At 64.0% G+C, this 17486-nt stretch carries 17 protein-coding genes and 1 pseudogene; 10 read left to right on the top strand and 8 right to left on the bottom strand.

Translation table 11 applies throughout. The features are described 5' to 3' along the window. Nucleotides 1–38: 38 nt before the first annotated feature. From ACP2WS_RS05905 to cydP, 5 genes are read right to left on the bottom strand one after another with little or no spacing between them, the layout of a single operon-like run. Nucleotides 39–392 (bottom strand): cyd operon YbgE family protein, encoded by a 354-nt coding sequence (locus ACP2WS_RS05905; protein WP_426459928.1) that lies wholly within the window; start codon nt 390–392, stop codon nt 39–41. 22 nt (nt 393–414) lie between these two features. Then, nucleotides 415–537 (bottom strand): cytochrome bd-I oxidase subunit CydX, encoded by a 123-nt coding sequence (gene cydX / locus ACP2WS_RS05900; RefSeq protein ID WP_374491984.1) that lies wholly within the window; start codon nt 535–537, stop codon nt 415–417. Nucleotides 538–548: 11 nt separating this feature from the next. Beyond that, complete coding sequence (gene cydB, locus ACP2WS_RS05895) at nt 549–1691, bottom strand: cytochrome d ubiquinol oxidase subunit II (RefSeq protein ID WP_426459927.1); 1143 nt, start codon at nt 1689–1691, stop codon at nt 549–551. 41 nt (nt 1692–1732) lie between these two features. Further along, the gene (locus ACP2WS_RS05890; RefSeq protein ID WP_374491986.1) at nt 1733–3289 is read right to left on the bottom strand and encodes a cytochrome ubiquinol oxidase subunit I; all 1557 of its coding nucleotides are present in this window, start codon (nt 3287–3289) and stop codon (nt 1733–1735) included. Next, complete coding sequence (gene cydP, locus ACP2WS_RS05885) at nt 3286–3462, bottom strand: cytochrome oxidase putative small subunit CydP (RefSeq protein WP_374491987.1); 177 nt, start codon at nt 3460–3462, stop codon at nt 3286–3288. The genes ACP2WS_RS05890 and cydP overlap by 4 nt, the downstream gene beginning before the upstream one ends. 288 nt (nt 3463–3750) lie before the next feature. Between cydP and ACP2WS_RS05880 the strand changes: the two genes are divergently transcribed. From ACP2WS_RS05880 to ahpF, 3 genes are all read left to right on the top strand, one after another. Next, a complete protein-coding gene (locus tag ACP2WS_RS05880; RefSeq protein ID WP_426459926.1) occupies nt 3751–5142 on the top strand; it encodes a sigma-54 interaction domain-containing protein in 1392 nt (463 codons plus the stop codon). A 236-nt stretch (nt 5143–5378) separates the two neighbouring features. Next, nucleotides 5379–5945: an alkyl hydroperoxide reductase subunit C gene (gene ahpC, locus ACP2WS_RS05875; RefSeq protein ID WP_374491989.1), complete on the top strand. Its 567-nt coding sequence runs from the start codon at nt 5379–5381 to the stop codon at nt 5943–5945. Nucleotides 5946–6261: 316 nt separating this feature from the next. Continuing rightward, nucleotides 6262–7836, top strand: a complete 1575-nt coding sequence (ahpF, locus tag ACP2WS_RS05870; protein ID WP_426459924.1) for an alkyl hydroperoxide reductase subunit F — start codon at nt 6262–6264, stop codon at nt 7834–7836. A gap of 149 nt (nt 7837–7985) precedes the next feature. Here ahpF and ACP2WS_RS05865 read toward each other — a convergent pair whose 3' ends face one another. From ACP2WS_RS05865 to ACP2WS_RS05855, 3 genes are all read right to left on the bottom strand, one after another. Beyond that, nucleotides 7986–8378: a hypothetical protein gene (locus tag ACP2WS_RS05865; protein ID WP_426459922.1), complete on the bottom strand. Its 393-nt coding sequence runs from the start codon at nt 8376–8378 to the stop codon at nt 7986–7988. Between the two features lie 143 nt (nt 8379–8521). Beyond that, nucleotides 8522–9076 carry an adenine phosphoribosyltransferase gene (locus ACP2WS_RS05860; RefSeq protein WP_374491992.1) on the bottom strand — a complete coding sequence of 185 codons (555 nt, stop codon included), beginning with the start codon at nt 9074–9076 and terminating at the stop codon, nt 8522–8524. A gap of 115 nt (nt 9077–9191) precedes the next feature. Then, entirely contained in the window at nt 9192–11198 is a 2007-nt protein-coding gene (locus tag ACP2WS_RS05855) for a cation:proton antiporter domain-containing protein (RefSeq protein WP_426459920.1), read from the bottom strand. 489 nt (nt 11199–11687) lie between these two features. Here ACP2WS_RS05855 and ACP2WS_RS05850 point away from each other — a divergent pair, with 489 nt between their 5' ends. The 7 genes and pseudogenes from ACP2WS_RS05850 to ACP2WS_RS05820 all read left to right on the top strand — a co-directional run bounded on the left by ACP2WS_RS05850 (nt 11688) and on the right by ACP2WS_RS05820 (nt 17477). Beyond that, nucleotides 11688–12614 carry a LysR family transcriptional regulator gene (locus ACP2WS_RS05850; RefSeq protein WP_374491994.1) on the top strand — a complete coding sequence of 309 codons (927 nt, stop codon included), beginning with the start codon at nt 11688–11690 and terminating at the stop codon, nt 12612–12614. Between the two features lie 304 nt (nt 12615–12918). After that, the gene (gene arsC / locus ACP2WS_RS05845) at nt 12919–13281 is read left to right on the top strand and encodes an arsenate reductase (glutaredoxin) (RefSeq protein WP_374491995.1); all 363 of its coding nucleotides are present in this window, start codon (nt 12919–12921) and stop codon (nt 13279–13281) included. Nucleotides 13282–13554: 273 nt separating this feature from the next. Further along, nucleotides 13555–13647 (top strand): annotated as a pseudogene (locus ACP2WS_RS05840) (integrase); the annotation flags it as partial. Nucleotides 13648–13701: 54 nt separating this feature from the next. Further along, nucleotides 13702–14019, top strand: coding sequence for a DUF1153 domain-containing protein (locus ACP2WS_RS05835; protein WP_426459918.1), 318 nt, complete (start codon nt 13702–13704; stop codon nt 14017–14019). After that, a complete protein-coding gene (locus tag ACP2WS_RS05830; RefSeq protein WP_426459917.1) occupies nt 14016–14363 on the top strand; it encodes a hypothetical protein in 348 nt (115 codons plus the stop codon). The genes ACP2WS_RS05835 and ACP2WS_RS05830 overlap by 4 nt, the downstream gene beginning before the upstream one ends. 256 nt (nt 14364–14619) lie before the next feature. Then, nucleotides 14620–16179 (top strand): type I restriction-modification system subunit M, encoded by a 1560-nt coding sequence (locus tag ACP2WS_RS05825; RefSeq protein WP_426459915.1) that lies wholly within the window; start codon nt 14620–14622, stop codon nt 16177–16179. Next, nucleotides 16176–17477, top strand: a complete 1302-nt coding sequence (locus tag ACP2WS_RS05820; RefSeq protein ID WP_426459914.1) for a restriction endonuclease subunit S — start codon at nt 16176–16178, stop codon at nt 17475–17477. The genes ACP2WS_RS05825 and ACP2WS_RS05820 overlap by 4 nt, the downstream gene beginning before the upstream one ends. Nucleotides 17478–17486 lie beyond the last annotated feature (9 nt).

Here is a 17486-nt window from a genome sequence, read left to right as displayed (position 1 = left end):
GGCCGGACCTTGGAGCAGGCGGACCGACCGGGAGCACATCAGTGTGCGAAAGGGAAAGCGGAAGCCCCGCCGTGCAGCCACCACCAGGCTGCAGCGGCCACAAGGGCTCCCAGGCAGGCCCACCCCGACAGCAGCCAGCGCCACACTGCCAGCCGCGGGATGAAGCCGATGCCTCGCACCAGCCCCGCTGCCATGGCCCAGCCCAGCAGCATGAGGAGCAGGTGATCGGGCTTGCCGTCCGCCCGTGTCACGAGGGGCGGATACAGGCTCAGCCCCAGCATGAGCACCAGCCCTACGCACAGCAGGGGCAGGCTCAGGGAACCCTCGGGCGCTTCCTCCGCAGGGAGGGGCGCGGAAGGCGGTCCGTCATCGGGGCGGGGAGCGGATGCCATGGCCTGTGCCTGTGCCTGTGGCTCAGGCGTGTTCATCGGGCGAGGGAGCCGCCTGACGGTGTTCCTCGTGCTCGCCCCACATGGCGTTCAGGATGGCCAGCAGCACGGCAAACCCGACACCCAATATCCAAGCGAAGTACCACATGTGCATTCCTTTCAATACGCGGCATGGTCATTGGCGCGGATGTGCGCCACCGTCACCTTCCCGCGCATCACGCGGTAGGCCCAGCTGGTGTAGAAGATGATGATCGGCATGAAGATCATCGTGGCCCAGAACATCACGGTCAGGGTCAGGTGGCTCGACACGCTGTCCCACACGGTCAGGCTGGCATTCGGCATGGTGGAGGACGGCATCACGAAGGGGAACATGGCAGCCCCTGCCGTGCCGATCACGCCCAGAATGGAGAGCGACGACATCACGAAGGCCGTGAGGGTCTTGCCTGCGCGGCACAGGGTCGCTGCCAGCAGGGCCGATCCGATGCCCAGGGCAGGCAGCAGCCAGATGAGCGGCTGCCTGCCGTAGTTGAGCCACCAGGCGTCGGCACTGCGCACCACCGTCTTGGCCAGCGGGTCGGGCAGCCCGGCCGGATCGACCGGCGACGTGATCATGTAGCCCTGGATGCCGCCGAAGCGCAGCCACAGGCCGGCCGCCACGAAGCCCAGCGCCATCACCACGGCCGCCCAGGTGGCTGCAGTCTGTGCGCGGCGCTCGATGTCGCCTTCGGTACGGTGGGCCAGATAGACGGCGCCGTGCATGGTGATCAGGGCACTGCTCACCACCCCCGCAAGCAGCGCAAAGGGATTGAGCAGCTGCCAGAAGCTGCCGGTGTAGATGGGTTCGAGCAGCCCCGTGAAGTGGAAGGGCACGCCCTGCAGCAGGTTGCCGAAGGCCACGCCGAAGATGACCGGCGGAATGAAGCCGCCGATGAACAGGCCCCAGTCCCAGGTGTTGCGCCAGGTGGCGTTCTGGATCTTGCTGCGGTAGTCGAAGCCCACCGGCCGGAAGAACAGCGCCCAGAGCACCGCCATCATGGCCCAGTAGAAGCCCGAGAAGGCCGTGGCGTACACCAGTGGCCAGGCCGCAAAGATGGCGCCGCCTCCGGTGATGAACCACACCTGATTGCCGTCCCAGTGCGGGCCGACGGTGTTGATGACCACGCGGCGCTCGTCGTCGCCCTTGCCGACGAAGGGCAGCAGCGTGCCCACGCCCATGTCATGGCCGTCCATGACGGCAAAGCCGACCAGCAGCACGCCCACCAGCAGCCACCAGATGATCTTGAGGGTTGGATAGTCCAGCATTTGTGTTTGCTCCTCGTATTCCTCTTGGATGCGGGCGGCGCTCAGCCGTGCGCGACCTCGTTGTCATAGCGGCCCGTGCCGAGACTGCCGGGGCCCCAGCGCACGAACTTGACCATCAGATACATCTCCACGATCAGGAGCACCGTATAGAAGCCCAGGAACCCGGCGAGCGAGCCATACAGGCTCTGCACGGAGAGCGCCGACACCGACAGGTGCGTGGGCAGCACGCCATAGATCGTCCACGGCTGCCGGCCGTACTCGGCCACCAGCCAGCCCAGCTCGATCGAGATCCAGGGCATGGGCAGGCACACGATGGCGGCGCGCAGCAGCCAGCGCTTCTCGGTGAAGCGGCCCTTGAGCGTCTGCCAGAAGGCCAGCGCGAACAGCACCAGCATGGTGAAGCCCAGCGCCACCATGATGCGGAAGCTCCAGAACATGGGAGTGACGTGCGGCACGGTGTCGTCCACCGCCTGCTGGATCATGGCCGGGGTGGCCTGGGTCACGTCGGCGGTGTACTTCTTGAGCAGCAGACCGAAGCCCAGGTCGGCCTGGTGCGCCTTGAAGGTCGCAGCAGCCTGGACGTCATTGCGGTCACGCCGCAGGGCTTCAAGCGCCTGCACGGCCTGGATGCCGCTCACGATGCGCTCGCGGTTCTGCGCCTTGATCTCGTGGATGCCCGGAATGGTCTTGTCGAGCGAACGGGTGCCGATGATGCCCATCACCCAGGGCAGCTCCACTTCCCAGTCGTTCTTCTGCTCGGCTTCGTTGATGCCGGCAATCAGCTTCAGACCGGCCGGGGCGGGCTCGGTATTCCACATGGCCTCGATGGCAGCCATCTTGGTCTTCTGGGCCTCGCTGACCATGTAGCCGGACTCATCACCCAGCACGATCACCGAGCACACCGAGGCCAGCCCGAAGGCGGCCGCCACGCGGAAGCTGCGCTTGGCGAACTCCACATTGCGTCCCCGCAGCAGATACCACGAGGAAATGGCCAGCACGAACATGGCGCCGGTCACATAGCCGGCAGAGACCGTGTGCACGAACTTGGCCTGGGCATCCGGGTTGAACACCAGCTCCCAGAAACTCGTCATTTCCATGCGCATGGTCTGCCAGTTGAACGCCGAGCCCACCGGGTTCTGCATCCAGCCGTTGGCCACCAGAATCCACAGCGCCGAGAGGTTGGTGCCCAGCGCCAGCAGCACGGTCACCATCAGGTGCTTGGGACGGCTCAGGCGATCCCACCCGAAGAAGAACAGCCCGATGAAGGTGGACTCCAGGAAGAACGCCATGAGCCCCTCGATGGCCAGCGGTGCCCCGAAGATGTCGCCCACATAGTGGGAGTAGTAGGCCCAGTTCGTGCCGAACTGGAACTCCATGGTGATGCCCGTGGTCACGCCCAGGGCAAAGTTGATGCCGAAAAGCTTGCCCCAGTAGCGGGTCATGTCCTTCCAGATGACCTTGCCGGTCATCACGTAGACGCTTTCCATGATCACCAGCATCCAGACCATGCCCAGCGTCAGGGGCACGAACAGGAAGTGGTAGAGCGCTGTGGCCGCGAACTGCAGCCGTGAGAGATCAACCAGTTGATCAGTTATCACTGCGAAGCTCCTGATGTCGAGGTGGACTGGGTGAAATGCTCTGCCACGCGCTCGCTGTCCACCGGAGCCTGCGCATCCCGAAAAAACACCCACCACAAGGCCGTCAGCAGAAGGATCTTGACGACGATCACCACCGTGAGATGGCGCATGAGACGGGTTCGGGGCATGAACATGACAAAGACCTTAACAAACTCCGTGCCAGTTTGCAAAACACATGACAATCAATGACTTGGAGCAAGAAACAAGAAGGGATGAAACAGATTGACGGTCAATTCCGGCCAATCTGGCAGCCATCTTGCCAAGATGGCGCACAGCGGCAAGAATGCAAGGCAATGCCCTTGCTGCTGTCATCACTTTGCCAGCCGCCGCTCCCCCTCGGGGGAAAAGCGGCTCTCCGGAGCAGCGGGACACTCGACACCCCCTTCTCCGGCCCTGGCGCCTTCCGTGCTCCATTACGCTCCATGCAGATTCCCAACAACCTGATCGCCTATCTCGAAAGCATGCCCGAGCCACACATCGTGTGCGACCGGCACTACACCATCGTGGCGGCCAATGCGGCCTACCGCCGGCAGTACGGCGACGGCAAGCCCCTGGTCGGGCGGCGCTGCCATGAGGCCTCCCACCACTCCCCCATGCCCTGCGACCAGGCCGGCGAGACCTGCCCGCTCGCACAGGCCCGCATCTCGCGCCAGCGCGAGCAGGTGCTGCACCTGCACCATACGCCTCATGGCAAGGTCTATGTGCGCATCGAGCTGGTTCCCCTGCATGACGCTTCGGGCGCGCTGCACTTCTTCGTCGAGAAGATGGAAACCCTGCCCGTCTCGCAGGGACAGGCCGGCCAGCACACGCTGGTGGGCGAATCCTCTGCCTTCCGGCACATGCTCGACCTGGTGGCCCGCGTGGCCCCGTCGCAGGCCAGCGTGCTGCTGCGGGGAGAATCGGGCACGGGCAAGGAAGGGGTGGCCCACGCGATCCACGCCGCCAGCCATCGCCAGACGCAGCCCATCGTGGTGGTCGACTGCGCCAGCCTGGCCGAGAGCCTGTTCGAGTCCGAGCTGTTCGGGCACGAGAAAGGCGCCTTCACGGGGGCCTCCCATGCCAAGCCCGGTCTGGTGGAAGCCGCCAACGGCGGCACGCTGTTTCTCGATGAGGTGGGCGACATCCCGCTGGGCATGCAGGTCAAGCTCCTGCGTCTGCTCGAAGCCGGCACCTATCGCCGCGTGGGCAGCACCGATCTGCGCCATGTGGACGTGCGGGTGGTGGCAGCCACCCACCGCAACCTGCGCGACATGGTGGCCGCCGGCACCTTTCGCGAAGACCTCTACTACCGGCTTGCCACGTTCCCGATCCGGCTGCCTCCGCTGCGCGAGCGCGCCGAGGACATTCCGCTCATCGCCCGCTCGCTGCTCGTGCGCATCGCTCCCCTGCGCCCGCTCTCCCTGACCCCGCAGGCCATGGCCCTGCTCCAGCTCCAGCCCTGGCCGGGCAATGTGCGCGAACTGCGCAACGTGCTCGAACGCGCCACCCTGCTCACCGAGGCAGATGCCATCGAGGCGGCCATTCTGCAACAGGCCCTGCTCGCCGACGCCCCCCAGCCCAGCCCCCTCTCCCTCGGCAGCGCAGCCCTGTCCCTGCCGGGTGCCCTGCCCGCATCCGCACCGCCCGCTCTGGCCCCCGGCACGCCGCCACGCAGCCTGCGCGCCATCGAGGAAGAGGCGCTGGTGCAGGCGCTGCATGCCCATCGCGGACGCCGCACCGAGCTGGCCCGCGCCCTGGGCATCAGCGAGCGCACGCTGTACCGGCGCCTCAAGGCGCTCGAAGCCTCGACCACGCCTCTCCCTCCTCCGGCCTGATCTTCCGTTCGAACCGCACCCCCCACCTTCCATGCGTCTGAATAGCCTTTGCCTATTGATCCATTAGATTAATAGAAATGGACTTGCGCGCTGCCCCCGCTATCATGGAACCCATGCGGCAGACACGTGGACACACGGTCTGTCACACTACGGCAGGGTGCCGGCGCCACACTGGGTGGCGCACGGTCTCTTCCGTGACCCTTCATCCGTTTTGCAACCCTGAACAAGGAGAAACCATGTCCCTCATCAACACCACCGTACTGCCGTTCAAGACCCAGGCTTTCCAGGCTGGCAAGGACTTCTTCGAAGTGACCCATGAAACCCTCAAGGGCAAGTGGTCCCTCCTCGTGTTCTACCCGGCCGACTTCACCTTCGTGTGCCCGACCGAGCTGGAAGACCTGGCCGACCACTATGCCGAGTTCCAGAAGCTGGGCGTCGAGGTCTACTCCTGCTCCACCGACACCCACTTCACCCACAAGGCATGGCATGACACCTCCGAAGCCATCAAGAAGGTGCAGTACGTCATGCTCGGCGATCCCACCGGCACCATCACCCGCAACTTCGGCGTGATGATCGAGGAAGAAGGCCTGGCTCTGCGCGGCTCCTTCCTGATCAATCCCGAAGGCCAGATCAAGCTGTGCGAAATCCATGACAACGGCATCGGCCGTGACGCCAGCGAAATGCTGCGCAAGGTCAAGGCTGCCCAGTACGTGGCCAACCACCCCGGCGAAGTCTGCCCGGCCAAGTGGAAGGAAGGCGACAAGACCCTGACCCCGTCCCTGGACCTGGTCGGCAAGATCTGATCTCGCCTGCCGGCACCGGCACCCTGCACCGCGCGCACTGCATGCGGCACAGGCCGCCGGGCCGGACTCCCTTTCCCAGGCTGGCGGCGCCGCCGGTCCGGGACAAGGGCCTGCTCACACTCCTGCTGAAAACACGCATGGGCACCTCCCCGGAGGCCCGGCAGTATTCGGTTTGCCTCCAGCAAGGAGTGTGAGCAGGCCTTTTTCATGCCCGTTACTTCCACGGATGCGTCCGTGGCCCGGCCGTGTGCCGGGTTCGTCCGCATCTCCCCTGCCATCCGAAGGGCCCCGGCCCTTCCCCATGAAGGAGCACATCATGCTTGAACAGGACCTCGCTGCCCAGCTGCGTCAATATCTGACCCTTCTGCGCCGCCCCATCACCCTGACCGCCTCGCTCGGCACGGACGACGGCTCGCGCCGGATGCGCGAACTGCTGACGGAAATCGCCGGCATGAGCGACCGCATCACGCTGTGGCTCGACGGCACGGCCACCCGCCGCCCCTCGTTCACCCTGACCAGGCAGGACGGCGAACAGCACCTCACGTTCGCCGCCATTCCACTGGGCCACGAATTCACCTCGCTGGTGCTGGCGCTGCTGTGGACCGGTGGCCACCCGCCCAAGGTGGAACCCGGCACGATCGAGAAGATCCGTGCGCTGCCCGACACCTACGACTTCAAGGTGTACATGAGCCTGTCCTGCCACAACTGCCCGGACGTGGTGCAGGCCCTCACCCTCATGGCCGTGTACAACCCCAAGGTGCGTGTGACGGTGATCGACGGCGGCCTGTTCCAGAAGGAAGTGGACGAGCTGCAGATCATGGCGGTGCCCACGCTCTACCTCGACGGCAAGATGATCGCCAACGGCCGCATGGGCGTCGACGAGATCATCGGTCTGATCGACCGGAACGCCGGAGTCCGCGATGCCGAGAAGCTCAGCGCCAAGGCGCCGTATGACGTCCTGATCGTAGGGGGTGGGCCGGCCGGCAGTGCCGCCGCCATCTATGCGGCCCGCAAGGGGCTGCGCACCGGCATCGTGGCCGAGCGCTTCGGCGGCCAGGTGCTCGACACGCTGGCCATCGAGAACTTCATCTCGGTCAAGGAAACCGACGGCCCCAAGCTGGTGGCCGGTCTGGAAGAACACGTCAAGCAGTACGACGTGGACGTGATGAACGTGCAGCGCGTCACGGCCCTCGCACCGGCCCCGCAGCCGGGCGCGCTGGCCCAGGTCACGCTGGAAAACGGCGCCACCCTGCAGGGCAAGGCCATCATTCTGGCCACAGGGGCGCACTGGCGCGAAATGCGCATCCCCGGCGAGTCCGAGTACAAGACCAAGGGGGTGGCCTTCTGCCCGCACTGCGATGGTCCGCTGTTCAAGGGCAAGAAAGTGGCCGTGGTCGGCGGAGGCAACTCCGGCGTCGAGGCCGCCATTGACCTCGCCGGCATCGTGGACCATGTGACGCTGTTCGAGTTCATGCCCGAGATGAAGGCAGACGCCGTGCTGCAGGCCAAGCTGCGCAGTCTGCCCAACGTGGACATCCTGACCCATGTGCAGACCACCGAGGTGGTAGGCAACGGTAAGTCGGTGCAGGCCCTGCGCTACCAGGACCGCACCACCGGCGAGGCGCACGAACTGGCCGTGGCCGGCATCTTCGTGCAGATCGGCCTGCTGCCCAACACCGAATGGCTCAAGGGTACGCTGGAGCTCAACCGCATGGGCGAGATCGTGGTGGACGACCACGACCGCACCAGTGTGCCGGGCGTGTTCGCTGCGGGCGACTGCACCAGTGAGCCCTACAAGCAGATCATCATCGCCATGGGCGAAGGCGCCAAGGCTTCGCTCTCGGCGTTCGACTACCTGATCCGCTCGGGCACGCCGCAGCAGACCGCCTGAGGCCACGCACGACGCGCCCCATGCCGGGGCGCGCGCGAATGCCCCAGATACGACAAAGGCCCATCGCAAGGTGGGCCTTTGTCGTTCTCCCCTCCCTCGCAACCGAGGGAGAAGAGCGCCCCCGGGCGGGAGCCATGGAGTCTGCCGGCTCAGCGACGCCAGCCGCCGGCATGCCAGACGTGACCGCCGGGTGCGGCATGCCACGCGCCGGGAGCCCAGCGGCTGTATCCGGCAGGCGGATGCGCCCAGTGACCGCCGCGCCAGCGATAGTTTCCGCCGTCCCAGAACCAGAGGCCGGGAATCCAGACCATGCCGATGGACGGCTGCACGGTGACGGTTTCCTGCACCATGGGCGGCGGAGCCGAGCCCACCACCACGCCGCCTTCAGTCACCACGCGCTGCCCAGGCACATAGACCGCACAGCCACCGAGCAGCGCCGCAGACAGGGCCACCAGCCCACCGATACGCCCGAGCGCAGGCCCGGTCCCGGCAGACGAAGCACACGCCCCACGGCGTGCAAGAGGAAGGAATGCAATGCGCATGACAGTCTCGCTTGTGAAAGAGATGCCGGATTGGAGCACGGGATGGCCCCTGCGGTTCCTGCCATCTGGTAAGGGGATGTAGCCCCTCCCGGCGGACTCTGGCCCGGCCCCGGCCTGGTTCCATGCCCCCTGCGGGGAGCCGGTCATTCGCCCGCGAAGTCGAGCAGCGTATACAGCGGCAGGCCTGCCTCGCGGATGCGACGGCTGCCGCCCAGGTCGGGCAGGTCGATGATGGCGGCCCCTTCGACCACCTCGGCACCCACCTTCTGCAGCAGGCGCAGGCCCGCCAGCATGGTGCCGCCAGTTGCGATCAGGTCGTCCATCAGCAACACGCGCTGCCCCTGCTGCACGGCATCGACATGCAGCTCCACGCTGGCGCTGCCGTATTCGAGGTCGTAGGTTTCCATCACCGTGTCGTAGGGCAGCTTGCCCTGCTTGCGGATCGGCACGAAGCCCACGTTGAGCTCGTAGGCCACCACGGCCCCCAGAATGAAGCCGCGCGCATCGAGCCCGGCCACCACGTCGGGCCGCAGGGCAGGATCGAGGTAGCGGTGCACGAAGGCATCGACCAGCACGCGGTAGGCGCGGGCATCCTGCAGCAGCGGCGTGATGTCGCGGAACTGCACGCCGGGCGCCGGCCAGTCGGGCACGGTGCGAATACGGCTGCGCAGAAAGTCTGCGGTGGAAGAAGCGATCATGGCGGCATCCCGGTGGAGTGTGTGCAGGGGAAACTGTACCGCATTGCGACCGGCTCCTTCCCTGCCCCGCGCCGCCAGCCCTGCGGCGTCGCCCTGCCCATGCGGTAGCGGCCGCTCAGTGGTCGGTGGGGCGGGAGAACATCGCGACGACCGTCTGCAGCTCCTGCTGGCGGCCGCTCATCACCAGCGTGTCGCCGGGAGCCAGCACCATCTCGCTGCGCGGCACCAGCGAGCTGCCGGAGGCCCGGCGCAGGCTCACCAGCGTGACGCTCTGGGCGGCCAGAGTGGGCTGGATCTGCGCAAACGTCTGCCCCACGGCGCAGGACGCAGGATCGAGCACCAGCGTGGACAGGCGCTCCAGATTCTCGGCGTCCTCGTCGTTCATGAACTCCTCGGCGTTGCGGAAGTAGCCGCGCAGCAGCCGGTAGCGCTGTCCGCGCTGGTTCTGCACGGCCCGCAGCACGCGGCGCACCGGCACGCCCATGAGCGCCAGGGTGTGACTCGCCAGCATGAGCGTGCCTTCCAGCGCCTCGGGCACCACCTCGGTGGCGCCGGCCTCGCGCAGGTCGTCGAGCTGGCGGTCGTCATGGGTGCGCACGATCACGGGCACGCTGGGCGCCTGGGCACGCAGCTGATCGAGCAGATGGAAGGTGGTGGCCGTATCTCCCATGGTGATCACAATGGCGCTGGCCCGCGACACCCCGGCCGCCTGCAGCGTGTTGGGCCGGGTGGCATCGCCGTACAGCACGCTGTCGCCCTGGTTGTTGGCCTGCCGCACACGCTCGGGATCGAGGTCGATCGCCACGTGCGGAATGGACTCCTGGTCGAGCAGCTGGCCGAGCGCGCTGCCGGTGCGCCCGTAGCCGCAGATGACCACGTGCCCCCGCCGGTCCATGCTCTGGCGGGCCATGGTGGTCATCTTGAGGGATTCATGCATCCACTCGCTGTTGACCAGCCGCAGCACGATGCGGTTGCTGTGCATGATGATGAAGGGCGTGGCAATCATCGACAGCACCATGCTCGCCAGCACGGCATTGAACAGTGGCGTGGGCACCAGCCCGCTGTGCAGCGCCAGATTGAGCAGCACAAAGCCGAACTCCCCGGCCTGCGCCAGATACAGGCCCGTGCGCAGCGCCACGCCGTTGCTGGCGCCCAGCACATACGCGCTCACCCACACCACCACGAGCTTGAACAGCACCGGCACCGTCACCAGAAACAGCACCCACTGCCAGTGCCGCACGATCTGGTGCCAGTCGAGCATCATGCCGATGGTGATGAAGAACAGCCCCAGCAGCAGGTCATGGAAGGGCCGGATGTCGGACTCGACCTGGTACTTGTACGGCGTCTCCGAGATCAGCATGCCCGCAATGAAGGCTCCCAGCGCCAGGCTCAGGCCCGCCTGCTCCGTGAGCCACGCCAGCCCCAGGGCGATCAGCAGCAGGTTGAGCATGAACAGCTCGTTGCTCTTGCGCCGCGCCACAATGAAGAGCCAGCGCCGCATGATGCGCTGCCCGCCGTAGAGCAGCACCGCGATGAGCACCACCGCCTTGCCCATGGCGATGAGCAGCTCCATGCCCATGTCCTCGTCGCGCGCGCCCAGTGCCGGAATCAGGATCAGCAGCGGCACCACCGCCAGATCCTGGAACAGCAGCACCCCGAGCACCCGCTTGCCGTATTCGGTATCGAGCTCCAGCCGCTCTGCCATCATCTTCACCACGATGGCGGTACTGCTCATGGCCAGCACCGCCGCCAGCGCCAGCGACCCCTGCCACGACAGCTTCCAGAGCGAGGGCATGAGCCAGCGCAGGGCAAACATGATCAGCATGGACAGCAGCATGGTCGCCCCCACCTGCACCGCCCCCAGCCCGAACACGTGGCGCTTCATGGCCCGCAGCTTGGAGAGGCTGAACTCCAGCCCGATCACGAACATCAGCAGCACCACGCCGAACTCCGCCAGATGGTCGATGCGCTTGTTGCTGTGCACCATGCCGAGCATGTGCGGGCCGATGACGGCCCCCACGGCCAGATAGCCGAGCATGGGCGGCAGCTTGATGCTCCGGAAGACAACCACTCCGAGCACCGCTGCGAGCAAATAAACGAGAACCAGTTCCAGCGAAGACATGTTCCGAGTGTAACCAAGGAGTTTCAACGACCTGACACAAAGACCACACCCTGTCACAAGTGCAATCCCCCACCTGCGGCACCGGCTCCCGCACGGGAGCCCGGCATCGCCTGCAGTCACATGTCCCAGAGCCAAGCACGAGCCATGCCATCTTGGCAGTGATCTCCCTCTGGGCACCTCCGTGCCAGCCCCTGTCCATGCCCCACGCGGCCCCCTGCCCTTCGCCGCCGGCAGCCCAGAGTCGCACCGGGCCACCGCAGCGCCAGAGCCTGCACCGCCCGCAGTGGCTCCTGCATCGCCTTACCATCGCTGACAAATCCTCACATTCCAGCCGGGACTTGCCGCAGGTCAACTGTCCAGAACGTCCTGCTGCCTGCGCGGCGGCTTTCGCCGCTACAGTAAGATGCGTGCCCCTGCGGGCACTGGCCTCGCCACTGCCTCCGTGGCAGAGTGTCCGGCCCGCCACCTCCCTGCCCAGCCCGCCCCGCCGTGGACAAGCTCAAACAGATCGAAACCTTCGTGGCCGTCGCCCAGCGCGGCAGCCTCACCGCAGCCGCCCAGTCCGAGGGCGTCGCGGCCGCCATGGTCGGCCGCCGCCTCGACGCGCTGGAGGCCCGGCTCGGCGTCAAGCTCCTGGTGCGCACCACGCGGCGCATCTCGCTCACGCACGAAGGCGCCGCCTTCCTCGAAGAAAGCGTGCGCATTCTGGGCGACATCGCCAACATGGAAGCCGCCGTCAGCGCCGGCAGCGTGCGCGCGAGCGGCCAGCTCCGCCTCACCGCCCCGGCCGGCTTTGGCCGCCGGCACGTCGCCCCGCTGGTGCCCCGGTTCCATGAGCTGCATCCCGAAGTGCGCATCTCGCTCAATCTGAGCGACCGCGTGGTCGACCTCGCAGCCGAAGGCTTCGACTGCGCCGTGCGCGTGGGCGACCTGCCGGACTCCTCCCTCGTCAGCACCCGGCTGGCCGACAACCGGCGCCTGTGCGTGGCCACGCCCACCTACCTGCGCCGCCACGGCCGCCCCGTCCATCCCCAGGACCTGCTCGACAGCCGGCGCTGGCACTGCCTCACCCTCAGCAGCGAAGCCTCGCAGACGCGGGGCTGGGCCTTCATGGAACACGGCGCCCTGCTCCACATCAAGCCCAGCGGCCCCCTGGACTGCAGCGACGGGCAGGTGCTGCACGAGTGGTGTCTGGCCGGCCACGGCATCGCCTGGCGCAGCACCTGGGAAGTCGCGCACGACATCCGCGAAGGCCGGCTCGAATCGGTTCTGGACGACTATGCCGCGCCCCCCAACGGCATCTACGCTGTCTTTGCCCAGCGCAAGCACCTCCCCTTGCGCCTGCGCCTGTGGATCGACTTTCTCAAAAGCCAGTACAGTAGCGAGCGCTACTGGCAGGAAGCTCTCTCCCGGTAAAAGGGAAAGGCTGGGAGCGGCAGAAACAGACACGCACAAGGGCACGAAGCGCCCGGCAGCCAGCGCGGCGAACACGCCAGCGCCAGCCGTGGGCCTTGCCATTCTCCTGTCGCCCGGCGCCCCGAGCCCCTGCGTACTGCGCGCGTGTTGCGCTCTACGCGCCGCAGGGCGGTGTGGTGTTCTCCTTGCCCGCCAGCGCCGTCGTCCGGCAGCTCTGCGCGTACCTGGCCGGCGCGCCCCGCCGCCCGCATGTGTCGCCATTCCCATTCCCGTACAACTCCACCCCAGCAGGAACCACCCCACCATGGACTCCACCACCCCCGTCACCATCTACCACAACCCCAAGTGCAGCACCTCGCGCAAGGTGCTCGACGCCCTGCGCGCCGCCGGCCTGCAGCCGCAGGTCATCGAATACCTCAAGACCCCGCCCGACCACGCCGCCCTGCGCGCCCTTGCCACCCGCCTGGGCCTGCCCGTGCGCGACATGCTCCGCGAAAAAGGCACCCCCTACGCCGAACTCGACCTCGGCAATCCCAAGTGGACCGAAGACGAACTCCTCGACTTCATGGCCCAGCACCCCATCCTGCTGCAACGCCCCGTCGTCGTCACCCCCACCCAGGCCCTCATCTGCCGCCCGGCGGAACGGGTGCAGGAAGTGCTGGGGTAAATAAGCTGTTGCGCCCAGATCTTTTGAAGAAAAGTCTGCAAAACCCAAGCCACCGAGCCGGATAAGGCAGCGGGCGTCGGGCGGTTTTCGTGATGCGAGATTCGTTCGCGCTGCTGCATTTTTGCCGTGGCTTTTTTGCGCTCGTCTCTGGGGGCTCGCGCACTCGTTTGGCTCCCCGCAGGCGCATTCATCCCTGCTAGCGCCACATGCCGATCACGATGCCAGAGCAGCCATGCGGTGCTAGACGAAACACATCAGCTGGGCTAAGTCTGCTCGCTTATCCCCGCGCACAAGACCTACATCCAGCAGCGGCATGTTTACGACGGCCAGTGCAAGGCTGCAGGGTTGAGCTATATGCACGGACTGCTGTATTGACCCACTGAAATCCTGCACAGGTATTATCGCGAAAGGAAGACAACGATGAGTACCTTGATGGAAGACGAAATCAAGCGCTGGACGGCCAAGCGCAAGACAGCGCTGGTGCTGGAGATCATTCAGGGCAAGACCACGGTGGCCGAGGCCAGCCGGGCCTTCGATCTGCCTGCGTCTGAGCTGCAACAGTGGGTGGATGAGGGCAAACGCGGCATGGAAAACGCGCTGCGCACCAACCCGTTGGATGTGCGCCAGTTGTACGAGAAGAAGCTCAGTGACTTGCAGGAGGCCTATGGCGAAGCCATGCTGGAGCTGCGTGCCCGAAAAAAATTGGCGTCCCTGCTGGGCGACGAGGACGAGAAATGATCCTCGACGTGCAGCAGGGACTGGCCGCAGAGGGCTATTCGGTCAGCCTGGTCAAGTTGTGCCGCTGCTTTGATCTGCCGCGGCGCACGCTGTATGACCGCAGCGTCAAATCTCCGCCCAAGGCGCAGGAGCAACTGGCCGAGCCGATCAAGGCCCTGATTGAAGAACACCCGTCGTTGGGCTACCGTACCGTGGCGCATCTGCTGGGCATGAACAAGAACACGGTGCAACGCATCTTCCAGCTCAAGGGCTGGCATCCACCAGCGCGTCGGCGGCGAAATCCATCCCAAGCAAGTCAAGCGCGCGCTGGAAGAGCTGATCGATCGCGGGGAAGTCCGCTTTGAGGGCAACAACCGCTGGCGGCGATACTGGGCGGTGGCATGAACAGCCTATCGGACAACCTGCGCGCTATCGCCGATAGATGGGTGATAGAAGCCGGGCGATACGTCGGCAACCGCCTGAAGGCGCAAGGATTTCTATCAACCCAAAACGAAGAAAGCAGGGAGATAGAACCCGGCCCTTTTGCCGTAACAACCCATTTCCTCCAGTTCAAGCATCGAGCCTGAGCCGGACCCAACGAATCAAAACTGGACTTTCAAGATGACAAGCAACGAACAACGCGCCGCCCTACAGCGCAAGATCTGGGATATCGCCAATGACGTCCGCGGTGCCGTCGATGGGTGGGACTTCAAGCAATACGTGCTGGGCACCCTGTTCTATCGCTTCATCAGCGAGAACTTCATCGACTACATCACCGGCGGCGACCCTGCTGTCAATTACGCCGCCATGGCAGACAGGGATCCGAACATCGCGGCTGCCAAAGACGATGCCATCAAGACCAAGGGCTACTTCATCTACCCCAGCCAGCTCTTCGTCAACGTGGCGGCCAATGCCAACACCAACGAACGCCTGAACACCGACCTGGCCCATATCTTCAAGGCCATTGAAGCCTCGGCCAACGGCTATCCCTCCGAGCAGGACATCAAAGGCCTGTTCGCAGATTTCGACACCACCAGCAACCGCCTGGGCAACACCGTCAAGGACAAGAACGATCGTCTGTCCAAAGTGCTCAAACGCGTGGCGGAACTGGACTTCGGCGGCTTCGATGCCAGCCACATCGACCTGTTCGGCGATGCCTACGAATTCCTCATCTCCAACTACGCCGCCAACGCGGGCAAATCAGGTGGCGAGTTCTTCACACCACAGCAGGTCTCCAAACTGATTGCGCAGCTGGCGATGCACGGCCAGTCCAGCATCAACAAGATCTACGACCCGGCTTGCGGCTCGGGCTCGCTGCTGCTGCAGGCCAAGAAGCAGTTTGACGATCACATCATCGAAGAAGGCTTCTTTGGGCAAGAAATCAACCACACCACGTACAACCTGGCGCGGATGAACATGTTCTTGCACAACGTGAACTACGACAAGTTCAACATCCAGCTCGGCGACACGCTGGAAGACCCGCAGTTCGCCTACGACAAGCCCTTTGACGCCATCGTCTCCAACCCCCCGTACTCGGTGAAGTGGATTGGCAGCGACGACCCCACGCTGATCAATGACGACCGCTTTGCCCCCGCCGGCGTGCTCGCGCCCAAATCCAAGGCCGACTTTGCTTTTGTGCTGCACGCGCTCAGCTACCTCTCCAGCAAGGGCCGCGCGGCCATCGTCTGCTTCCCGGGCATCTTCTACCGGGGCGGGGCCGAGCAGAAGATTCGCCGGTACCTGGTGGACAACAACTACGTGGAAACCGTGATCTCGCTGGCGCCCAACCTGTTCTACGGCACCACCATCGCGGTGAACATCCTGGTGCTGTCCAAGCACAAGACCGACACCACCACCCAGTTCATCGACGCCAGCGGCCTGTTCAAGAAAGAGACCAACAACAACGTGCTGCTGGACGCGCACATCGACCAGATCATGGCCGTGTTCGACAGCAAGGCGAATGTGGATTACTTTGCCCTGTGTGCGCCCTATGAGAAGGTGGCCGCCAACGACTACAACCTGTCGGTCAGCAGCTATGTGGAAGCCAAGGACAACCGCGAAGTGGTGGACATTGCCCAGCTCAATGCCGAGTTGAAGACCACCTTGGCCAAAATCGACAAACTGCGCAAGGACATCGATGCCATCGTGGCGGAAATTGAAGGCGGGGAGCTGGAGGCATGAGCTGCGTGAACTTCTTGGACAGGCTGCTGGCCGGCGTTGCCATCCAGTGGACGCCGCTGGGGGATCTGGGGGAGATATATGGTGGTCTCACTGGTAAAAACAAATCCGACTTCGATGGCGGAAACTCAAAATTCGTTACCTACAAAAATATATTCTCAAACATCGAGGTGGACTTTTCATCACTTGAGTCTGTGAAGGTTTCGGAATCAGAAAGTCAGCACGAAGTTAGGTATGGCGATATCTTGTTCACGGGGTCATCCGAAACCGCCGATGAGGTCGGCATGTCATCGGCTATCACAACCAAGCTTGACGGCAAGGTTTATCTAAATAGCTTTTCATTTGGTGTCAGGTTGCATGCGGGCGTCCCACTTGCACCGGAGTTTTCCAAATACTTGTTTAGAAGCAGATCGATGCGGCTTGAGATTGCCAAGACCGCAAGTGGCGTGACCCGTTTCAATGTTTCAAAGGAACGCTTCAGGAAGATCCTTGTCCCCATCCCCTGCCCAGACAATCCCAAAAAATCCCTTGAAATCCAAGCCGAAATCGTCCGCATCCTGGACGCCTTCACCGAGCTGACCGCCGAGCTGACCGCCGAGCTGACCGCCGAGCTGACCGCCCGCAAAAAACAATACAACCACTATAGGGATCAGTTGTTGAGTTTTGACGATGACGAAGTCGAGTGGAAGGCGTTGGGAGAAATTGGTACTTGGTACGGTGGCGGCACACCCTCGAAAAGCCAAAGTGAATTTTGGGAAAATGGCACTATTCCATGGGTTTCGCCTAAAGACATGGGAAATCCAATTGTTGACTCCTCGGAAGATTACATAACTGAGGAGGCCATTAAAAATTCTTCAACAAAGCTGGTGCCAGCCAACTCTATTGCAATTGTCGTTCGCTCAAGTATCTTGGATAAAAAATTGCCGAGTGCGCTAATTCCAGTTCCGGTTACTCTTAACCAGGATATGAAGGCGGTAACACCTAATAGCGATACCCTACCTGGATATATAGCGCATATAATTAGTTCGCGAGGCGAAGAAATTCTTCGGGTTGCAAGAAAAACAGGGGGGTCAGTCGCATCAATTGACAGTAAGAAGCTATTTTCCTTTCGAATCCCAATACCTCATATTGATGAGCAGCGTCGCATCGTATCTGTTCTCGATAAATTCGACGCGCTGGCCAACTCACTGACCGAAGGCCTGCCGCGCGAAATCGAATTGCGCCAAAAGCAGTACGAGTATTACCGCGACTTGCTGCTGAGCTTCCCCAAGCCAGAAACCGCTTTGGCCGCCGGTGCGTAAAGGGACACA

It is taken from the genome of Brachymonas moutaii (nom. illeg.) (assembly GCF_049977365.1).
Classification (GTDB): Bacteria; Pseudomonadota; Gammaproteobacteria; order Burkholderiales; family Burkholderiaceae_C; genus Brachymonas.
This window is presented reverse-complemented; position numbering and strand designations above follow the sequence as displayed.